Source organism: Rossellomorea sp. ABR4_004, assembly GCF_056159585.1.
On the sequence record NZ_JBSWVM010000003.1, the window covers coordinates 202,482 to 220,501 of the forward strand.

Annotated in this window: 16 protein-coding genes; all 16 read right to left on the reverse strand. The window is 40.6% G+C overall.

Annotation, left to right across the window (positions count from 1 at the left end):
* Positions 1–28: 28 nt before the first annotated feature.
* Positions 29–607 (reverse strand): CDP-diacylglycerol--glycerol-3-phosphate 3-phosphatidyltransferase, encoded by a 579-nt coding sequence (pgsA, locus tag ACXAF2_RS18040; protein ID WP_148969300.1) that lies wholly within the window; start codon positions 605–607, stop codon positions 29–31.
* Between the two features lie 82 nt (positions 608–689).
* Positions 690–1,583, reverse strand: a complete 894-nt coding sequence (locus ACXAF2_RS18045; RefSeq protein WP_475140750.1) for a helix-turn-helix domain-containing protein — start codon at positions 1,581–1,583, stop codon at positions 690–692.
* A 19-nt stretch (positions 1,584–1,602) separates the two neighbouring features.
* Positions 1,603–2,394, reverse strand: a complete 792-nt coding sequence (locus ACXAF2_RS18050; RefSeq protein WP_113968160.1) for a DUF3388 domain-containing protein — start codon at positions 2,392–2,394, stop codon at positions 1,603–1,605.
* 266 nt (positions 2,395–2,660) lie between these two features.
* Positions 2,661–2,918 carry a DUF3243 domain-containing protein gene (locus ACXAF2_RS18055; protein ID WP_044337337.1) on the reverse strand — a complete coding sequence of 86 codons (258 nt, stop codon included), beginning with the start codon at positions 2,916–2,918 and terminating at the stop codon, positions 2,661–2,663.
* 89 nt (positions 2,919–3,007) lie between these two features.
* Complete coding sequence (gene ymfI / locus ACXAF2_RS18060; RefSeq protein ID WP_475140752.1) at positions 3,008–3,724, reverse strand: elongation factor P 5-aminopentanone reductase; 717 nt, start codon at positions 3,722–3,724, stop codon at positions 3,008–3,010.
* A gap of 61 nt (positions 3,725–3,785) precedes the next feature.
* Positions 3,786–5,075: an EF-P 5-aminopentanol modification-associated protein YfmH gene (yfmH, locus tag ACXAF2_RS18065; protein ID WP_475140754.1), complete on the reverse strand. Its 1,290-nt coding sequence runs from the start codon at positions 5,073–5,075 to the stop codon at positions 3,786–3,788.
* Between the two features lie 2 nt (positions 5,076–5,077).
* Positions 5,078–6,352 carry an EF-P 5-aminopentanol modification-associated protein YfmF gene (yfmF, locus tag ACXAF2_RS18070; RefSeq protein ID WP_475140755.1) on the reverse strand — a complete coding sequence of 425 codons (1,275 nt, stop codon included), beginning with the start codon at positions 6,350–6,352 and terminating at the stop codon, positions 5,078–5,080.
* 258 nt (positions 6,353–6,610) lie between these two features.
* Positions 6,611–7,570, reverse strand: a complete 960-nt coding sequence (locus ACXAF2_RS18075; protein WP_148968788.1) for an ABC transporter permease — start codon at positions 7,568–7,570, stop codon at positions 6,611–6,613.
* On the reverse strand, positions 7,571–8,620 hold the full coding sequence (locus ACXAF2_RS18080) for an ABC transporter permease (protein WP_475140757.1): 1,050 nt from the start codon (positions 8,618–8,620) through the stop codon (positions 7,571–7,573).
* On the reverse strand, positions 8,613–10,148 hold the full coding sequence (locus tag ACXAF2_RS18085; RefSeq protein WP_148968786.1) for an ABC transporter ATP-binding protein: 1,536 nt from the start codon (positions 10,146–10,148) through the stop codon (positions 8,613–8,615). Before ACXAF2_RS18085 ends, ACXAF2_RS18080 begins: the two co-directional genes overlap by 8 nt.
* 215 nt (positions 10,149–10,363) lie before the next feature.
* On the reverse strand, positions 10,364–11,461 hold the full coding sequence (locus tag ACXAF2_RS18090) for a BMP family lipoprotein (RefSeq protein WP_475140759.1): 1,098 nt from the start codon (positions 11,459–11,461) through the stop codon (positions 10,364–10,366).
* A gap of 50 nt (positions 11,462–11,511) precedes the next feature.
* On the reverse strand, positions 11,512–12,237 hold the full coding sequence (locus ACXAF2_RS18095) for a GntR family transcriptional regulator (protein ID WP_148993639.1): 726 nt from the start codon (positions 12,235–12,237) through the stop codon (positions 11,512–11,514).
* Positions 12,238–12,661: 424 nt separating this feature from the next.
* Entirely contained in the window at positions 12,662–15,025 is a 2,364-nt protein-coding gene (locus ACXAF2_RS18100) for a DNA translocase FtsK (protein ID WP_475140761.1), read from the reverse strand.
* Between the two features lie 191 nt (positions 15,026–15,216).
* Positions 15,217–15,423 (reverse strand): YlzJ-like family protein, encoded by a 207-nt coding sequence (locus ACXAF2_RS18105; RefSeq protein ID WP_427597496.1) that lies wholly within the window; start codon positions 15,421–15,423, stop codon positions 15,217–15,219.
* Positions 15,420–16,172 carry a ClpP family protease gene (locus tag ACXAF2_RS18110; protein WP_475140763.1) on the reverse strand — a complete coding sequence of 251 codons (753 nt, stop codon included), beginning with the start codon at positions 16,170–16,172 and terminating at the stop codon, positions 15,420–15,422. Before ACXAF2_RS18110 ends, ACXAF2_RS18105 begins: the two co-directional genes overlap by 4 nt.
* Before the next feature lie 126 nt (positions 16,173–16,298).
* The gene (locus tag ACXAF2_RS18115) at positions 16,299–17,966 is read right to left on the reverse strand and encodes a ribonuclease J (protein WP_475140764.1); all 1,668 of its coding nucleotides are present in this window, start codon (positions 17,964–17,966) and stop codon (positions 16,299–16,301) included.
* Positions 17,967–18,020 lie beyond the last annotated feature (54 nt).

Genomic DNA, 18,020 nt, shown 5'->3' on the forward strand with positions numbered 1-18,020 from the left:
GTAGAATCGATCCCCCTGTTACAGCGTCTTATTTCGAATTTACAAATGCTTTTTTATTATGTTTGAAATAGTCCCATCCAGACCAAATAGTAAAGAACATAGCCACCCAGAGAGCAATGGTCGCAAATGGCAAATTGATCAGTTCGAAAATGGCATTATGCAGAAGCAGAGCTGAAATAGCAATGATTTGTGCCCATGTTTTGATCTTTCCAAGTTGACCCGCAGCAACCACTTCCCCTTCTCCTGCTAACACAAGGCGAAGACCTGTTACCGCAAACTCACGGCTGATGATGATGATGACAATCCATGACGGGGCAAGACCAAGCTCAACCAGTACGATTAATGCAGCGGATACAAGCAATTTGTCCGCCAATGGATCTAAAAACTTCCCAAGGTTCGTCACGAGGTCAAGCTTTCGTGCATAATAACCGTCTACCCAATCGGTTGTTGCCGCAATGATGAAAATCAATGCTCCCACAAAGTGCTTGACCGGCATTTCTGCCCCAAGAAACATCATGTCACCCCAGTTTAGCGGTGCAAGCATAATGATTAAAAATAATGGAATTAAAAATATCCTTGAAACTGTAATCTTATTAGGTAAATTCACCTTTCTACCTCCAATACTAAAAAAACACGTTCTAGCTATAGTATGTAAGAAAAAGGAGTTATTAAAACTCCTTTCATCTCAATTATTGTGTCGCTTTAGGTTCATAGTTTATGATGATATCCTGTCTTACAACATCCGAAGCAGATACCTCGTACTCAAGCTGACTTCCGTTAACTGAAATATTTGTATTTGAAGCGTTACCGATGACAAGATAAGCAACCTTTTCGGAGGAAAAGTCAAAGTCCTTTTTATTCCCCTCTTTCAATAACCCTTCAAACAATAATTCATCCTTCGTGTTGTATACACCGACCCAAGTATCACCTTTAGCAGATAATTCCAGCTTGAATTCATCTGCATTTTTCAGTTCATAGGTTGTTTTATAGCCTGAAGTATTCACAGCTTCTAATAATTGTTCTGGTTTTTGTTCTTTCTCTTCCTTAGCATTTTCATCTTCTGAAGGTTTATTTTCCCCTGTTTCTTTGGTTTCTTCTTCAGGCTCTTCACTTTCAGCCGCCTGGTTTTCATCTACAGCGACTTGCTCCTGATTCTCTGAAGGCTGTGTCTCAGGGGCTTTATCCCCCACTTTCCCCTGCCAGAATACCCATAAGGCAATCAAGGCACCAATAACGAACAGGGCTATAAGGAGTTTGGGCACGAAGTCAAATACTTTTGTAGAGCTTTCTGATACAGACTTTCTTGACTGAACCCTGGAAAGGGAAACCGGTATCTCATCTTCATAAGTTGTCGGAATTTCTTCCTTATGCTCCTCAAAAATCATTTCAGGAGGAAGACCGACCGCTTCACAATACTGTTTAATAAATGCACGCACATAGAACTTCCCGGGCATCGCGTCATACGAGCCTTCTTCAATTCCAATCAAATAGCGTTTTTGAATTTTTGTCATTCTTTGTAAATCATCGAGGCTGTAACCTTTAGCTTCACGGGCTTCCTTTAAACGATTTCCTAATTCCGTCACCACTTAACACCTTCCAATATTAAAAATCAAAACCTCCAAAATCGGAATTTTGAAATAGATTATTTTGTTCTACTAATTCATATGTAATTTCTTCATCAGGATCGTTTCTAAGTTCAATGATATAATCAAAATCTTCAAGTGAATATTCAGAGTTTTGAACGAATACGTCAGGATGTTCGATTACTTTCACAGCAGGCAATCTCATGATTTCCCTTACTAATTGCCAATGCTTTTCACTTGCACGGCGAGTTGAAACGATACCATCAATAATAAATAGGTTTTCAGATGAATACTCGTCTTCAATCAACTTGCTTCTAATTGTCTGCTTTAATAAGGTGGAAGAGACAAAAAGCCATTTCTTATTTGCACATACGCTTGATGCCACGATGGATTCGGTCTTCCCCACCCGGGGCATTCCTCTGATCCCAACAAGCTTATGTCCCTCTTGCTTAAATAGCTCAGCCATAAAATCCACTAATAAACCCAGCTCATCACGAACAAACCGAAACGTTTTCTTGTCATCGGCATCACGCTGAATATAACGGCCGTGACGGACGGCAAGGCGATCCCGTAATTTCGGCTCACGGAGCTTTGTAACATTAATTGTATCCATCGTTTGTAAGATGGACTCGAGCCTCGTTATCTGTTCATCATTGTTAGCAAGAAGAAGCATTCCCCTCCTGCCTTCATCTACTCCATTTATCGTCACTATATTTATAGAAAGCATTCCTAATAACGAGGAAATATCACCTAAGAGGCCTGGACGATTTTTTTGAATTTCATATTCTAAATACCATTCTTTGCGTTCCATTGGTTCCCTCCTGAAAAAACTGTGACATTTCAATTCGATAAAAATCGACATAATTCGGAAAGATTATTTAAACATCTAGGTATTATAATAAATGATTTTCCGTTAATAGAAAAGCAAAACCTACATAAATATGTACAATTTCTCATTTTATACCTGATAAGCTGTTTAGAGTAAAGAAGTATAGACTTCATCAGAAAAATGGCTTCGGTCTCAAGTGGTTCTTTTGAAGCACATATAAGAAAAAGGAGAGGAAAAAATCCCTCTCCTTAACGAGTACCATTGTTATTAACTAGTTTAACCATCATGTTCGCAATGGCATGTTGTTCTTCAGGAGAAGCGACAGACCATAAATCCGCTAACACTTTTTCCTGATCGTTCTTAGCTTCGACTTGATTCGCTAAGTAGTCACCAATTTGGTAAGCTAAGTCAGAAACCGTTTCATTTTCCATTCCACCATGTTGGGCCTGGTGAAGACGGTCACCTAAGAAGTTTTTCCAATCAGACCAGTTATCTAATACAGACATTTGTCATGACCTCCTTTATTGAAATACAACCTTAGTTTGTATCCAGGAGGAAAAATTATTCGCCTTAATCATTTGACTAAAAAACTTTTTCATGTATGCCATCCACCATTGATGGAGATGGTTTGACCAGTTATATAAGAGGATTTGGGGGAAGTGAGAAATTGAATCGAGTCTGAAATCTCATCCACCTTAGCGAAACGACCCATTGGAATCTCCTCCTTAAGAGCTTCTAGATCCCCTTCAGAAAATGAATCCATCATCGATGTATCAACTGCTCCGGGAGCAATTGCATTGATTCTTACTCCGCTTAGAGCAAGCTCCTTACTCAACGATTTCACAAATGCCAGCTGCGCCCCCTTTACAGTTGAATAAACGACCTCACACGCTCCGCCTATTTGTCCCCAAATGGAGCTTACCATTACAATGCTTCCCTTACGTTCTATCAGTTTTGGCAATAACTTTTGAATGAGAAGTATAGGACTTTTCACATGAACGTTAATCAAATTGTCCACCTCTTCTTCAGTCTGATCTTGAAACATTCCCCAGCTTGAATTCCCACTACTATAAATGATGGCATCAAGTTGGAAGATATTGTTTACGAGACTCCCGACTTCTTTCGGGAGGGCAAGGTTCGCCCGAATGGGAATTGCCTCCACCCCAAGTTTTTCAACCTTATGAATCAGGTCTGTTATGGCCTTTTCATTCGTATGATAATGTAAATATAAATTCCATCCCTCTTCTGCCAAGCTTAAAGCCGTGCTGCTTCCAATTCCCCCTGAAGCCCCTGTTATTAATGCATATTTCATCTGTTTCCACCTCAATGTCCACATAAAGAGAGGAACTACCCTAGAGCAGCTCCCTCCGATTTTATGATTTTGGTACTACCTGACAGACCGTAAAGCGCTCTTCACTGATAATGGTACTGGCAACGGTTTGTATATCTTCAAACTTCAATGATTCAAGTGTAGGTACAACCTCAAAAAGATCCATTTCGTTAAAAGCATAGCGTGTAAATTGATTTGCAATAAACTCAGGAGAATTAATGGCACGTAAAAACGCACCAATTTTCTTTTTCTTCGTTCTTTCTAACCCCTCTTCTGTAAAGAGAGATTGTTGTTTCGCTTTAAGCAGCAGCGATTGTACCTTTTCGGCCAACTCATCCGGCTTTTCCGTATCTCCACCGACAGTTAGGAACCCAAAGCCATTTTCCTGTGTATAATCATAGTGGAATGTTTCATCAATCAACCCATCATTGTAAAGTTCTGAATAATACGTTGAACTTTTACCAAATAACATATCCAGGAAAACGTTCATCGAAAGCTCTTGTCTAAGCATTTCTTTGCCTTGCTGATGCGGTTCAGGCGCTTTAAGACCTACAAGGCACTTAGGGCTTTGCACATTCATCTTAAGGACCTGCTTCTTCTCAGCAACCGTTTCTGGTTCATCATCAAATTTCCGCTTGATCTCAGGCATTTTTTCATAATCCTTCTTTTCCTGATTCGAACGTATCTGATTCATGATTTGATCCGGGTCTACAGATCCCACTACAAAGAGGAGCATATTGCTTGGGTGGTAGAATGTGTTATAGCACTGATACAACATATCTTTCGTGATCGGGGTGATGGACTCAATCGTTCCTGCTATATCGATCTTCACAGGATGATTTTTGTACATATTCTGAATCACACCAAAGTATAATCGCCAGTCAGGATTATCATCATACATGGTGATTTCCTGTCCGATGATTCCCTTTTCTTTTTCCACGGTCTTTTCAGTAAAATACGGGTCTTGAACAAAATCTATTAGCGTTTCTAAATTTCGTTCTACATTGGTAGTACTTGAGAATAGATAAGCTGTTCGTGTAAAGGAAGTGAAAGCATTAGCCGACGCTCCCTGGCGACTGAATTGCTGGAATACATCCCCGTCTTCCTTTTCAAACAATTTATGTTCCAGGAAGTGGGCGATTCCATCTGGAACTTTTACGAATTCTTCTTCGTTCAGAGGAACAAAATGATTGTCAATGCTTCCGTACTTCGTCGTGAATGTGGCATATGTCTTATTAAATCCTTTTTTCGGGAGAATATAGACGTCCAATCCATTAGACATTTTTTCATAATATAAATTTTCCTGTAGTTGATCGAAGGAAATTTTCTTCATCTTTATCCCTCCATTCCTGTTAAAAAGTAGATGGTATCAAGCTCAACTTTATTTGCTGCTTTCACGATGTCTTCTTTCGTCGTCTTCTCTATTTCATCAAGCCAGTGTTTTAAATCAATTTCTTCATGGGCGACTGCATTATGATATAGTACTTCAACCAAACCGCGGGACGTATCAATGGTTTCAAGCAGTTGATTGCGGATGACCGCTTTCGTTTGTTCGATTTCACCATCCGTAAAGTCGCCATCCTTCATTGCTTGCAGCTGATCATTGATGATTCCGACTGCTTGATCATATTTCTCAAATTCTATTCCGGACATAACCATCAGTAATCCTTTATGACTTTCCAGTCTACTTGCTGCATAGTAGGCTAAGCTCGCTTTTTCCCTCACATTTATGAACAATTTGGAATGAGAGAATCCACCGAATATACCATTGAACACTTGAAGGGCAAAGTAATCATCATCGCCATATTGTGTATGAGTCCGATAGCCCATATTCAGCTTACCTTGCTTCACATCCTGCTTTTCTTTCACGACGTTTTCCCTTTCTTTTTGCTTCACTTCCGATGAATCGACTTCGATAGGGGTACGTTCGTTTAATTGAAGGAGTTGATCACACAGTTTTTCAACTTCTGCAACATCTACATCACCGATGACATAAAGATCGAATTGATCTTCATTCATGACTTTTTGATAATACTCATATAAACTCTTGGCCGTAATGGACTCCACTTCTTCACTAATTCCATTAACATGAAGGGCAAATCGCTCCCCCTTACACATTTCTTCTACAAGCCGGGAATTAGCGTAACGCATTTTATCGTCATATACTGCCTGTATTCTTACCTTCTGGTTTCGTTTTTCCTTCTCGACTGTTTTCTTATCGAATTCGTCATTTTCAATATGAGGATTTTGCAGGACATCTGCTAAAAATTCTATTCCTTTTTGAAGTAAAGGCTCTGAGTCCCTTAAAAACTTTTCGTTGGCGATTTCCACGGACATGCTGACCACGTGGTATTCACCTTTTTTACCTAAATCCGTAAAAAAGTTAGCACCATATAATTCATCCAGGTAGGATCTTAATTCCGTTGTACTCGGATAGGTCTTTGTACTACTTTGCATTACATGAGGGAGTAATCCGCGTAAGGTCACTGTTTCTTGATCTAAAGGAGCTTTCATTTTCAAAATCAGACTGTTGGTTTTATACTTATCCGTTTGAACGATATGTAGCGTGTACCCCTGTTTCTTTTTTACTACTTCATTTATGGCTGTCATCGTACCGTCCTCCTTAGTTCCACACTTCCGTCATTTTTGAAATCAAAAAAGTTATAAACACCTTTATTGTGCGGTATTTATGTATAACTATACATGTTGTGATATGTTGATTTCAAGCATCTTCCTCTATTGGAAAAATACCCATAGAGTAAACTAGTATATGTATAGAAAATATTCAATATGTTTCATTTTTTGTGCAGACAAAAAAGGTATCCCGAATGTCGGGATACCTTTTACTGATTGGTGCTTATGTTCTGATTAACGATTTCCTTTAATATACGGTGTACCAAGTGCTTTAGGTGCATCTGCACGGCCAATGAATCCTGTAAGTGCAAGGATTGTTAGTACATATGGTGCGATTAGCAGATATACACTCGGAATGTTTTCAAATAATGGAATACTTGATCCAATGATACTTAAGCTTTGTGCGAACCCAAAGAATAATGCTGCACCCATTGCGCCAAGGGGATGCCACTTACCGAAGATCAAAGCTGCTAAGGCCATGAATCCCTGCCCGCTTATGGTAGCATGACTAAAGTCTGAGGAAATGGACTGGGCATATACTCCTCCACCCACTCCTGCAAAAGCCCCGGAAATGATTACGCCGATATAGCGCATTTTCGTTACGTTGATACCCATTGTGTCTGCAGCCATTGGATGCTCACCTACGGAACGCAATCTGAGACCGAATGGAGTCTTAAACATAATGAACCAAACGATGACGGACACAAGAATGGCTACAAATGGTGGCCAATAAGTGTTGGAGAAGAAAATATCACCGATCACCGGAATTTTGTTAAGTAATGGTACATCCACTTTTCCAAAACCTTCTGAAATGATGTCTGTTTGACCCTTTCCATAAATACGTTTGACTAAGAAAAGGGTTAAACCGATGGCAAGCAGATTGATTGCCACTCCGGAAACTACCTGATCGGCACGGAATGTTATCGAGGCAACCGCATGGAGTACGGCAAGTAACGCACCCATGACCATCGCTATTAGCAGGGCCACCCAAGGTGTTGCCGCACCGAATGTGTCGGCAAACGCTAGATTGAAAACAATACTTGAGAAAGCTCCAATGACCATTAATCCTTCAAGCCCGATGTTAACCACACCAGAACGTTCAGAGAACGCTCCTCCTAACGCAGTGAAAATAAGTGGTGATGCCCACAATAATGTTGATGGAATAAGGATTGTTAAGATATCGATAAAGCCCACTTATTTCACCCCCTTCTTACTAAATCGTTGAATCAGATAACGAATCATATAACCCGATGCTACAAAGAAAATAATAAGGGCAATGATAATGTCTACCAGTTCATTTGGAATACCTGCTTCAAGAGGCATATTTAACGCCCCTACTTTGAGTCCTCCAAATAATAATGCTGCGAACACAACACCAATGGCAACATTCCCCCCTAATAGTGCTACAGCGATCCCATCAAATCCGACCCCTGTAAATCCTCCTTTAATCGAGGCGTACCCAAATGTTCCCAAACCTTCCATGGCACCTGCGAGTCCGGCAAATGCTCCGGAGATGACCATAGAAAGAATGATGTTTCCATTTACGTTCATTCCTGCGTATTGAGAAGCATGCTGGTTAAACCCTACGGAACGCAGTTCATATCCACGTGTGGTTTTTTCTAAAAGGAACCACATGATAAATACACAGGCGAGAGCAATGAAGATCCCCCAATGCAGTCTTGAATAATCCGTTAATGCCTCAAAGAATGGAGACTTTAATGATGCCGTCTCTGCGATATAGTCCGTACGATCTTTACGTTCCGTCAATACATCACGGATAATCGCATTCGTTACGTGAAGTGCAATATAGTTCATCATGATCGTAACAATTACTTCGTGTACACGGTATCTTGCTTTCAGTAATCCTGGAATGAAGCCCCAGAATGCGCCGGCAAATGCCGCTGCGATTACAGCAAGCGGTAAGTGGATGATCTTTGGTAACTCATCGAAAGCAACTCCAACCCATACCGCGGCAAGCCACCCTACAATCAGTTGTCCTTCGACCCCGATATTGAATAATCCGGTTCTGAATGCAAAGGCAACAGCCAATCCTGCCAGAATGTACGGAGTCACTTGACGAACCGTTTCCCCTACATAGTAGATCTCTCCGAAAATACCTTGCCAAAGTGCAGAGTATCCTGCAATTGGATCATATCCGCTCACAAGCATAATAATGGTTCCGACAATAATTCCTAAAAGGACCGAAATAACCGGGATTAATATATTTGTTAATCGATTAGACATGTTCGTTCTCCCCCGCTTCCTTCCTCTTCGAACCAGCCATCAGTAGTCCAAGTTCTTGTTCGGTTGTTTCTTTTGGATTCACAATTGCTACAATTTGCCCTTCATAAATGACCGCGATACGGTCACTTACATTCATGATTTCATCCAATTCAAATGAAAGTAACAGTACGGCTTTCCCGTTATCCCGCTGCTCGATCAGGCGCTTGTGAATGAACTCGATTGCCCCTACATCGAGACCGCGGGTAGGCTGGGCAGCAATCAACAGATCCGGATCACGATCGACTTCCCGACCGATGATCGCTTTTTGCTGATTTCCACCAGATAGTGCCCTGGCAAGGGTATATTCAGAAGGTGTCCTTACATCAAACTCTGAAATTAGCTTTCTCGCTTGATTGTAAATATTCTTATAGCTTAATACCCCTTTATTTGAATAAGGCTTTTGGTAATAGGTTTGTAGAACCATATTTTCACCGATTGGAAAATCCAGAACTAAACCATGTTTGTGACGATCCTGAGGAATATGACCTACACCTGTTTCATAAATCTTGCGCGGTTTCATATTGGCTATTTCTTTTCCATTCAGCTTAATCGACCCACTATTCACTTTGTATAACCCTGTAATCGCTTCAATCAGTTCACTTTGACCGTTCCCATCAACTCCCGCAATACCAAGGATCTCCCCGGCTTTCACTTCCAGGTTCAACCCCTTTACAACGGAAACATTGCGGTGATCTTTTACGTTCAAATCTCTAATTTCGAGCACATTGTCAGTAGGGATGGCTTCCTTCTTCTCAGTCTTAAAGGTTACTTCACGTCCTACCATCAGACTGGCAAGATGATTCGGATCGGTTTCTGATACCTGCACTGTCCCGATCCCTTTTCCTTTTCTGATAACGGTTACATTATCACACACTTCCATAATCTCTTTTAGCTTATGAGTGATAAGAATGATAGACTTGCCTTCTTGAATAAGCGTTTTCATGATTTGAATAAGCTCTTTGATTTCTTGTGGGGTCAGTACCGCCGTAGGCTCATCGAAGATCAGAATTTCTGCACCACGATAAAGTGTTTTCAAAATCTCAACACGCTGCTGCATTCCAACTGAAATTTCAGAAATTTTAGCGGAAGGATCCACTTTTAAACCGTATCTTTCTGAGATTTCCAAAATATCCTTCTCTGCCTTTTTAATATCCACTGTGGCACCGGACTTCGGCTCTCTTCCGAGAATAATATTTTCTGTTACTGTAAAGGTATCAACGAGCATAAAGTGCTGATGAACCATTCCGATCCCTAAGTCATTGGCAATATTGGGATTGGTGATGTTTACTTTCTGCCCCTTTACACGAATTTCTCCTTGTTCAGGCTGATAAAGTCCAAATAAAACATTCATCAGTGTAGACTTACCTGCTCCATTTTCACCTAGAAGCGCATGAATTTCACCTTTTTTGAGCTGGAGGGTAATATTATCGTTTGCTACGATGCCAGGAAATTCTTTGCGAATATTCAGCATCTCAATTACATAATCCATTGCTAATCACTCCTTGCATAGGCTAGGGATATTTATCTAGTAGTTAGAGGTCAGACCTTAAGACTCTAGAAAAAAAAGGGTTTCCCCGATTAAAACTCTAAATGAAAGATAGAAAGAAGTTTCTATACTTCAATTAAATTTTTAATTATTATGAATATTCCTTTTATAAAAGGGATAAGAGGCCGGCTATCCTTGGCCCCCTTATCCCTGTTCAATTAGTTAGCTGAGAATGAATTTGCTGCATCTAAAGATTCAGGAACAGTGATTTCCCCACTCTTGATCTTTTCTTTCCATTCATCAACTTTAGTCATAACTTCGTCTTTGTTAGAAAGCTCTTCGTTCAGCTCAGCTAATCCAACACCCTCTTCGTTAAGACCGTAAGAGATAACTTCTCCACCCGGGAAGTTTCCTTCTTTTGCTTTATTAGCAAGATCCAGAACCGCATTATCTACACGTTTTAAAGAAGAAGTTAAGATGATATTATGATCCCCGACTTTACCTTCTGCTGATTGGTCGGAGTCAACTCCGATTGCCCAAAGCTCACGGGAAGGATCTTTTTCTTTTAAGTCACGTGCTTCTTTGAACAATCCATTACCTGTACCACCAGCTGCATGGAAGATAACGTCTACATCTTGTGAGTACATCTTAGACGCGATTGTTTGACCAAGTTCAGCTTTGTCGAATGCACCTGCATAATCTGCAACGATTTCCGCTTCGGGATTCACTGATTTAACACCAGCAATGAAGCCGGAGTGGAAACGCTCGATTACTGGAATTTCCATTCCACCAAGGAAACCGATTTTGTTCGTTTTCGTTGCCAGTCCAGCAGCAACCCCCGCAAGGAATGAACCTTCTTGCTCTTTGAATGTGATACTCGCAACGTTTGGCTGATCTACAACAGCATCAACAATTGCAAAGTGAGAATCTTTTTGTTGTTGTGCAATATCATTGATTGCACCTTCCATAAGGAAGCCGATACCATATACTAAGTCAAAGTCTTGACGAGCTAATGTGTTTAAGTTAGTAGCATAGTCAGCATCAGATTGTGATTGTAAGTAGTCATAACCTTCCTTACCTTTTTCTAAGTCGTGCTCTTCACCGAAAGCTTTTAAACCTTCCCAAGCAGATTGGTTGAAAGATTTGTCATCTACTCCACCAACATCTGTAACCATTGCTACTGTAAACTGATCTTCTTTTTTGTTACCTTCACCACTAGATGCACCTTCTTTGTCCTCGCTTGTTCCACAAGCACCTAATAATGTACCTGCAGCTAGAACAAATGACAACGCTAAACCAATTTTACGTTTTTTCACCTAGAGTACCCCCTAATATTGTAATAAATTAGTAGAAAGATGGATTGTTGTTATACACGCTTTCTTAATACGTGGAAGCTAAATTTGTCTGACCGAAAATAGTTTACTGAGTACAGAATCGGCTCATCGTTTTCATCAAAGTGCATTTGCTTTAAAACGAGTAGTGCCGTTTCTGGTTCACAATTTAGAATAGGGGAGATTTTATCGTGATAGCCCATAGGTTCTATTTGTGCAACAGCATGAGTGATTCTCTTATTCTCGCGTTTCTCCAAAACGGTGAAAATCGAATTATCTTCATGGGTGAAATTCCTCGGCATAATCTTTTCAGGAATTTTGTCTACACAATACACAACCGGTTCCCCGTTTGCAGTACGAACCCTTTCAATCAGTATCACGTCGTCCTCTTCATTGCAAGTAAACCTCTTCACATCATCCTCCGTAGCTTCTTGAGTCGTTGAGCTTAAGAAAATGGTCCCTGGCTCCATACCGGCCTGCTTAATCATGTTCGTTACACTGTTCAGCTGCTCAATACCAGAAGTAAAGAGCGGTTTAGCGTTTACAAATGTACCTACCCCATGACGTCGTACGATGACACTTTCTTCCTCAAGAATTCTGAGAGCTTCACGGAGAGTAGCCCTACTCACACCTAGTTGTTTGGAGAGATCAAATTCAGACGGGAGTTTTTCTTTTTCTTTGTATATTCCCGCTTCGATATCTTTCTTCAAACGGTCTATCACTTGTAAGTATAAATGTCGATTGTCTGTCTTTATTGTCACTGGAACCACCACCAAATTTTCTCAAGACATCAGACCTCTGATGTATATCTTTCCTACTAATCGAAAATACTATAACACTTTTCTTTTCATAAATAAATAGCATTGTGTGATTTTGTCGAAAAAATCGACTAGAATGACAATTTAGTACCCTTATTTGTAAAAAAATAGTAAATAAATTAGGTTGAATAGGCTTTCAAGGGGTTATTTTACATATAATTTACAATAAGGTTGTTATCAATTATCAATCTTTACAAAATTAAAACAACGGCATTACAATTGTAAACGCTTTTAATAGTATAACACATTGGTGGATAAACTAGAATAACATCATTTGAAACGTATACATTTTGAGATTTCTTCCTTGATTTCTACATAAAAAAGGTGTGTTATCCCATTCAGTTTGAATAGGGTAACACACCTTTTTTTAAGAGCTTTGCTCTTCTGAAGGTTTACCGATCAAAACGGTTCGCGGTTTACTTCCTTCATAAGGTCCAACGACTCCTCTTACTTCCATCTCATCAATCAATCGTGCTGCTCTTGTATAACCAACTCTAAATCGTCTTTGAAGCATGGAAACGGAAGCTGTTTGCATTTCAGCGATCAACTGAACTGCATCATTATAAAGTTCGTCCTCAGCTTCGCCCGTTTTCTCATCTTCTTGTATCTCATCTGGAATCATTTCTTCCTGATACTGTGCCTTTTGTTGAGAAATGACAAAATCAACGATTTCTTCCACTTCTTCATCAGATAAAAAGGCTCCTTGTACCCTTGTAGGCTTTGATGCGCCTACAGGCATGAAGAGCATGTCTCCTCTACCCAATAGTTTTTCTGCACCACCGGAATCCAGGATGGTTCTGGAATCGATTTGTGATGATACGGCAAACGCAATCCTGGATGGTATATTCGCTTTGATGACCCCTGTAATAACATCCACAGAAGGACGCTGAGTCGCAATAATTAAATGGATCCCTGCGGCACGTGCCATCTGTGCGAGTCTTGTAATAGCGTCTTCTACATCGTTTGAAGCAACCATCATTAAATCAGCTAGCTCATCCACAATCACCACAATGTATGGAAGCAGCGGCTGCTTTTCTTCGTTCTCAAGATTCTGTCTCTTAACGTAGTCGTTGTAGCCTTCAATATTCCTTGTTCCTGTGTGAGAGAACAATTCATATCTCCGCTCCATTTCACTTACAACCTTTTTTAGTGCCTGTGAAGCTTTCTTTGCATCAGTTACAACGGGAGCCAATAGGTGCGGTACCCCATTGTATACATTCAATTCAACCATCTTTGGATCTATCATCATGAGCTTAACTTCATGTGGTTTAGCTCTCATTAGAATACTCGTGATGATTCCATTAATACAGACACTCTTTCCGCTTCCAGTGGCCCCGGCTACAAGCAAGTGAGGCATTTTATTCAATTCTGCAAGTACGGCTTCTCCCGTTATATCCCTCCCTAACCCAATTTGGAGCTTGGCATCCGGTTTATTATGTTCCTTGGCTTCAAGGACCTCTCTTAAAGACACCATGGCCACTTCTGAGTTCGGAACTTCAATACCGATAGCCGATTTCCCCGGAATAGGAGCTTCGATTCGGATATCTTTAGCCGCAAGAGCCAAGGCTAAATCATCACTAAGGTTTACGATGCGGCTTACTTTCACACCTACATCCGGGTGAACTTCATACTTGGTGACGGCCGGACCTAAGTGAACTTGTGTAACTTTCGCTTTTACCCCGAAGCTTTGGAAGGTTCTTTCAAGTTTGGCTGCGTTGGCATGAATCAGTTGATATTCATTACTCTGATCTGTTTTTCTAGGAGTCTTTAATAACGAAATAGAAGGTAGTTTATAATCCTTATTTTCTACTTCAGTAAACGTAATTGGTGGTGCAGAATCCGCTTCTCCATCTGAATCGGGTTTATCTTTAGCGGCAGCATCGTCTTTTTCACCATTCATTCCCGCTCCTGAAGTGGATGGTTCTTCTTTAGTCTGATTCCCTCCGTATGCACGTTCAGCGAAGTTTGAGATAATCGGTTCTCTCGTTTCCTCTTCCTGAGGCAGTTGAGTTTCAACCGTTTTCTCCTGCTTCACAGGAACTTCTTTCTTTTTCTTTTCTTTCACTTCTTTTTTCTTTGACTGATCTTCTCTCCAGTCACTCATATCTTGTTTGAATGCCGACCATTGCCCGCTTAAGAATGCACCAAAGCGCTTTCCTGCTCTTCCCAGCACATCCCCGATGGATTTACCTGTCACTAGTATGATTCCGATCAATATGAATGTTGCACTAACAATCCTTGCTCCTTGGGAGTCAAATAGAAAATAAGAAAGGGCAAATAGAATGCTCCCTATCATTCCCCCACCAAGGTCCGATGTACTCGTTTCCCCGCTTACATCCATCCAATACAAATCCCATGTATTCATGATGACACTTGGATTATCGAAAGAACCATCATTGGAGAGCAAATCAAATAATTTCACATGACTCAATAGCAAGAAGCTCGCAATGATGATGTAAATCCCAATGAGTCGGCGACTAAATAACATAGGAATCTCCCGTTTAATCATGAGGTACCCAGCTACATACAGCATCCACAGGAGGGCAACCATATACCATTCACCAAGAAAGAATCGATAGAAATATACCACTGCTTTCCCTACAGCTCCAAGCTCTATGATTGAAATCAAACTGAGGGCAGCAAGGATCATTCCTGTAATTTCATATTTAATGGTTTGTTTTAAGGTTGAACTCGTTGCAGATCGTTTTTTTCTTCTTTTTCGTTTTGCCAATCCAATTCACCTAAATTCTATTGAAGTCTTTCTTCATATGTACATAAAGATGAAGAAAGGGCTGATCCTTTGGGGCAATCTATGTGCCTAAGGTGTCAGACCCTTCCCGTTTAACTTAAAGTATCATTATGATTATCTCTTCCAGTAATATTATAGCATAACCACTATTTCGGGAAAATCCTCTTTCTCGCTTAATTATTGATAAATTCACCTGGGCAAATCTGATTATCTAGATAATGTGCAGGATCACTACTCATGACCCTCACAATACGATACCGGTTATCCTCCTGCTGAACAAGGATAGGAACACCCTGATATTCCATCATCATTTGACCACTGAATTCACTTGCATCAGTTGGAAATACAAGATCATTGGGAACGACTGTATAAAGGATCATTGTACTAAGCCCTCTTGTTGATCCGATTGCTTTTTCATCTCAATTAACTCGTTAATCTTTTTAATGGCTGTCCCAATGCCCCCGATCCCATCTATCAGGCCGTATTCGACGGCATCGTCACCTACCACATTCGTACCGATATCCCGTGTGAGGTTTCCTTTTGCAAACATCAGGTCTTTAAAATCATCTTCCGATATATTACTGTGCTTCGTTACGAAACTAACTACCCGATCCTGCATTTTATCCAAATACTCGAATGTCTGGGGTACGCCGATCACCAACCCTGTCAATCGAACCGGGTGGATTGTCATTGTAGCAGTGCTCGCAATGTACGAGAAATCGCATGATACGGCAATCGGTACACCAATACTATGTCCTCCCCCCAACACAACAGATACTGTAGGTTTAGAAAGTGAAGCGATCATTTCAGAAATAGCGAGTCCCGCTTCCACGTCTCCACCTACCGTATTTAGTATTACCACCAAGCCCTCTATTTTAGGATTTTGCTCAATGGCTACTAGCTGTGGAATAACATGTTCATATTTTGTTGTTTTATTTTGTGGAGGAAGCTGCATATGCCCTTCTATTTGTCCTACAATCGTCAAGCAATGGATATTGGAATCCTGAGAGAGTTGCGGGACATTTGTTTGCCCTAATTGCTGTATCTTTTCCATTAACCCTGATGGTTTATCTTTATTATCCTCGCCTTTATTTGGCTGATCCTGCATACGTTCATGATTTTCTTCCATGAAAAACATCTCCTTTTCATTTCCATTCTCTTGTTATTATTTTAATAAGGGAGTGTTTTCATACTTTATACTTTGGGATCAAATAAAAAACGGAGGCTATCTGTTAATAACAAATAGCCTCACGCATTAAACTTCCATGATGATCGGTAATATCATTGGTCTTCTTCGTGTTTTGTTGAATAAATAGTAATTAAGCTGATCTCTGATATCCTGTTTAATGGTTGTCCATTCAAAAGAGCCCTTTTGTAGGTAAGAATGTACTACATCCGTTACGATGCTTCCAGCTCCTTCAATCAATTCTTCCGACTCCCTCACATAAACGAAGCCGCGTGAAATAATTTCAGGACCTGACACGATCGATTTGGATCTGCGGTTAATCGTTACAACGACGGTAAAGACACCGTCTTCTGATAATAGTTTACGATCGCGAAGGACGATATTCCCTACGTCCCCTACACCAATTCCATCGATTAACACATTCCCGGCCTGCACCCGACCGCTCATTCTCATCTTCCCATCCTTGTATTGAAGCACATCTCCTTTATCCAAAATGAAAATTTGCTTATACGGAAGTCCGATGTCGTGAGCGATCTGGGTATGCGCCACCAGCATTTTGTACTCACCTTGAATTGGGATAAAATACTTCGGCTTCATGATATTTAACATGAATTTTAGATCTTCCTGACTCCCATGCCCTGAAACATGAACTTTCTTATTAGCGGTCAAAACGTTTGCTCCTGCTCTATAAAGCATGTCAATGGTCTTTCCTGCAATGACTTCCATGCCAGGCGAAGGTGAAGCCGTAATCAGGACTGTATCTCCTTCTTCTATATTCACAAGACGATGGGATCGTTTTGACATCCGCTGCAAGGCTTCAAATGGTTCTCCTTGTGTTCCGGTGGCAATGATGACGACTTCATCTTTTGGATAATCACCAATCTCATCCATTCCGATAATCATCTCATCCCGGACGTGAAGATAACCTAATTTCAACGCTACATCATATACTCTCTTCAAACTCTTACCCACCACGACCACTTTACGGTTATTTTGATCTGCAGCGTCAAAAACTTGCTGTAATCGAATTAAATTGGATGCATAGCAAGCTACTATAACTCTTCCGGATGCCATACGTAAAGCGTCTGTTATATGTTGTTCAATGACGGCCTCGGATGTTGTATAGCCAGGTCTCTCCGCTTCTTTGCTGTCAGACAACAAACAAAGCACACCTTTTTCACCGATTTGAGCCATTTTGCCTAAATCCGGTCGATAAAGATGTTTAGCAGATTGATCGAATTTGAATTCCCCGGTATGTACGATGACTCCTTCAGATGTATGTATACATACACCAACTGAATCCGGAATACTATGTGTGGTTTTAAAGAACGTTACATTCACTCCATCAAAAGTGAGATGGCTATCTGAGTGAATCGTATAGAATTTCACATCTTCCCTGACATTTTCATCCTTCAATCGTGCCTTTACAAGAGCATTCGTTAAACGGGTGCCGTAAACAGGTGCTTTAATCTTATTGAGTACGTATGAAATCGCTCCAATACTATCCTCATGTCCATGAGTCAAAAAGATCCCTTTCACACGTTCTTTATTTTCGATCAAGTATTGAATGTCTGGTATGACGATATCAATTCCCAGCATTTCATTTTCAGGGAACATCAGCCCTGCGTCAACCACGAAAATTTCATGATCCACTTCGATCACGTACATGTTCTTCCCAATTTCTCCTACTCCTCCGAGCGGTATGATCTTTATACTTTCATTCTTTGTCTTACTCACATTATGTCCTCCTATGCTGTGCCTTTCCCGATCTTCAATCAGTTACGTTTATTA